The 3175-nt window shown below is 46.5% G+C and carries 4 protein-coding genes; 1 reads left to right on the top strand and 3 read right to left on the bottom strand.

Annotation, left to right across the window (positions count from 1 at the left end; all coding sequences use genetic code 11):
- Positions 1–249: 249 nt before the first annotated feature.
- Positions 250–1005, top strand: coding sequence for a 1-acylglycerol-3-phosphate O-acyltransferase (locus MHN01_RS22135; RefSeq protein ID WP_075767725.1), 756 nt, complete (start codon positions 250–252; stop codon positions 1003–1005).
- Positions 1006–1083: 78 nt separating this feature from the next.
- Here the strand turns inward: MHN01_RS22135 and MHN01_RS22130 are convergent, their stop codons facing one another.
- The 3 genes from MHN01_RS22130 to MHN01_RS22120 form a co-directional block, all read right to left on the bottom strand.
- Positions 1084–1929, bottom strand: coding sequence for an alpha/beta hydrolase (locus tag MHN01_RS22130; RefSeq protein ID WP_239413475.1), 846 nt, complete (start codon positions 1927–1929; stop codon positions 1084–1086).
- Between the two features lie 65 nt (positions 1930–1994).
- The gene (locus tag MHN01_RS22125; protein WP_239413474.1) at positions 1995–2585 is read right to left on the bottom strand and encodes a TetR/AcrR family transcriptional regulator; all 591 of its coding nucleotides are present in this window, start codon (positions 2583–2585) and stop codon (positions 1995–1997) included.
- A gap of 113 nt (positions 2586–2698) precedes the next feature.
- Complete coding sequence (locus MHN01_RS22120; protein WP_239413472.1) at positions 2699–2947, bottom strand: hypothetical protein; 249 nt, start codon at positions 2945–2947, stop codon at positions 2699–2701.
- Positions 2948–3175 lie beyond the last annotated feature (228 nt).

Genomic DNA, 3175 nt, shown 5'->3' with positions numbered 1-3175 from the left:
ATCCATTTGTCTGCTTTTATGCGCTTTTAAGTGTTAATTAACAATAAAACTATCAACTAAAATTGCGAACTTAATACACTTAAGACAAAAATATATTTGAAATAAAAATGTTCTCTAAGCATGTCTGAATCATTTATCTTTTGTCTGAATTCCTGTATTTTTTGTAGATCTGTTTCTAAAGCTCCTCTGACCTCTTCTGTATAATCTCAACAGCGTCAGACAGAGTACTAACAATACAAAGGAGTGATTGTGCTTTCTGTTATCCGCCTTTTTTTAGGGGCGATCTTCATCATTTGTACCACGCTTTTTGCCTTGGTTTACTGCTTGCTGAGTCCACGTGATCCTAAACACGTACACTTTTTCTGCCGCGGGTTCGATCAACTCCATAAACTGGTTGGGGTTGAGCTGATCAAGCGAGGCAAAGAAAATGTCGCTCAGATTGGAAACAGTGTCTATATCTCTAACCACCAGAATATTTTCGACTTTGTTACTTCACCGGGAATGCTTGAGCCACGAACTGTCTCAATTGGCAAAAAAAGCCTGTTGTGGATCCCGTTCTTCGGTCAGCTCTACTGGATCACCGGTAACATACTGCTCGACAGGGAAAACAAGTCGAAAGCACGAAGCACAATTCAGCAGGTCGCCGAGGCTATCCACAGCCGTAACCTGTCTGTTTGGATGTACCCTGAAGGGACACGAAGCAAAGGACGCGGGCTGTTACCCTTTAAAACTGGTGCTTTCCGCATGGCCATCGAAGCCGGGGTACCGATTGTGCCGATGTGCGTCAGCTCAACCCACAACAAAATTTCACTGAACCGACGTGATAACGGTATCGTCATTACCGAAATGCTTGAGCCCATTGATGTCTCGCAATATGAAATGAAAGATGCCCGTAAGCTGGCTGATCACTGTCATCAGATTATGGAAAAGAAGATTGCCGAGCTGGACGCCGAGGTGGCCCGTTTGGAACTCGCCCGCGAGCAGGTAGAAGTAAAACCAAGCTAGCTACCTATCTATCTATCTAAAAAGAATAAAGAAAGAGCATCACAGATGCTCTTTCTTTATAGGAAACAAGTGATGCCTCTAGCTAACCAGTGAGTCGAATGCCTGACGCAACGGATCACTGTTTAGGATCCGTCCATGCCCTAACCCCTCAGTTGCCAGCAGCTTCACATGATCATACTGCCCCGCCTGCTTAGAGTGTGCAAACGAAGCAAAACGATCGGCCTTATCATGAACGATCACCGCTGAACCAAGGCGGGCTTTCAGTCTTTCTAGCGGATCAATCGACTCCAGCGCATATTGGTATGTTTCGGCGATTTCACCGACCACCTCATCAAATAGCTTCATCGAATACCCAGAACGCCTAACGGTACTGACGAGGTTTTCTGTATAGTTGAGCACCGGTGCCACCAGCAGTACAGGCTTTCCCTCCAGCAATGCATGGCGGCTCTCCAGGACCATTGCCCCACCCATGCTGTGTGCGATAACGCCAGCTATGCTGGCTTGCTGATCCAGCACTCCGTCAAACGCCTTCACAAAGCCTGGCAGATGCCCGTAGCGGCCTTCACTCTCACCATGTGCCGGATTATCAAACGCCAACGCGGTGTAGCCCGCCGCAGCAATATGCTCCATCAGAGAGAAAAACTGGCTTGATGAGCCTGACCAGCCATGTCCGAGGATCCAGGTCGGCCCTTCACCCAGCTGATAAGTCATGATCTTACCTTCAGAGGTGTCAATTTGACGCCGAATCAACCCGGCTGGTTCTTCAACCTGGCGCTTGCTCCGATCCGGCGTCAACAGCAAATTCTTCGCGACTTTTCTGGCGTGGCCCGGGGCGATAGTGTGGTGCAGACGTGTCGTCAGGTTAATCATGCCTCGGCGAAGATCAAACCCTTTGCCCTGCCTAAAATATATCTTGCTGCTCATTGAGCCTCCAAAAAGTACGGTCGTGCTTTTTTAGTCCAAACAAACACTAATCGTAACTATGATTATTACACTCGCCACTCGTTCAGTAACTCTTCAATACCAAGCCAGAACCGCTGGTGTTCATCGGTTTCCAACGATAAGGAACGAAACAAATGACTGCTCAGATAGACGCCATAAAGACGGTATACAAATTGCCAGGTATCAAGCTCCGGTTTCAGCTCACCGTTTTGCTTTGCTTTTTCTACCTGTCGGCATAAATAGTCCAGCCAACGACGGGTGATAACCGCCAAAGCCTGCCGAACAGGGCTGTCAGCATCACTACTGTCTCTCCAGGCATCAAGAAACATACAACTGCCCTGAAAAGACTGATTCCACTCTAGCCAGTTCTGCAGCAATAGCCGCAGCTTCTTTTCGATAGTTTCTGGTTCAGCAACCCGTGCCGGCTGAATAACCCGCTCAGTAAAATACTCGCCGGTATATTCCAGCACCGCAATCTGTAGGTTCTCTTTCGAGTTAAAATGAGAAAAGAGGCCGCTTTTCGACATCCCTGATGCTTTTGCCAACTGGCCTATTGTCAGACTATCCAATCCGTCTTTACTGGCCAAGCTAAAAGCGGTTTGTAAAATGTGGTCTCGAGTAACGCGGCCTTTGCTCATTTTCTTCTCAATAACTAGCGTTTTATCCTTTTTAGCACGATCGTACTTTTTAATGCAATGTATATTTTCTGCTATCACCCTCTTCCATTTACTGTGTCAGCAAACCTCTGCCGCTAACGTTCAGCAAACCTGAACAGGCTATCAATCATAATAGGGCAGTCCCCTACCTGATGAACGACATCTTCAGCCTGCTTCAATGAGTCATAGCTACACGGAATTCCATAAGTATCTGTGATAGGGTAATCATTCCCCTCAGAGTCTCTGAAGTTAATACTCCAGCCAGCACTTAGAAAATCGTGCACTATACGAGCTTCAACGAGCGTATGCTCTGCCATCATCTGGCGACATTCAGAAAGCACCATAACAACACCCTCATGTTTGATGACTCTCTGTAAATATAGATGATATCTCTATCAGTAAAAATCCCAACCTGTACCTAAATTGAGCTCGCGCAAATACAACAAAGCCGTATCAATGAGATACGGCTTATCAATTATGCACAATGTAGATTATTGCTACATCACAAATACATTACAGGTAGAGCTTAGCAACATCTGAAGGTTCTTGTTCGGCACCTTCCAGCTCAGCAT

It is taken from the genome of Photobacterium sp. OFAV2-7, from assembly GCF_022347985.1.
Taxonomy (GTDB): domain Bacteria; phylum Pseudomonadota; class Gammaproteobacteria; order Enterobacterales; family Vibrionaceae; genus Photobacterium.
The sequence above is the reverse complement of the archived record's forward strand: the minus strand, read 5'-3'. Positions and strand labels throughout refer to the sequence as shown.

Excerpts from the sequence above, each read along its gene's own strand:
- MHN01_RS22130 (WP_239413475.1), bottom strand. The coding sequence starts at position 1,929 with ATGAGCAGCAAGATATATTTTAGGCAGGGCAAAGGGTTTGATCTTCGC.
- MHN01_RS22125 (WP_239413474.1), bottom strand. The coding sequence starts at position 2,585 with ATGAGCAAAGGCCGCGTTACTCGAGACCACATTTTACAAACCGCTTTT.
- MHN01_RS22120 (WP_239413472.1), bottom strand. The coding sequence starts at position 2,947 with ATGGTGCTTTCTGAATGTCGCCAGATGATGGCAGAGCATACGCTCGTT.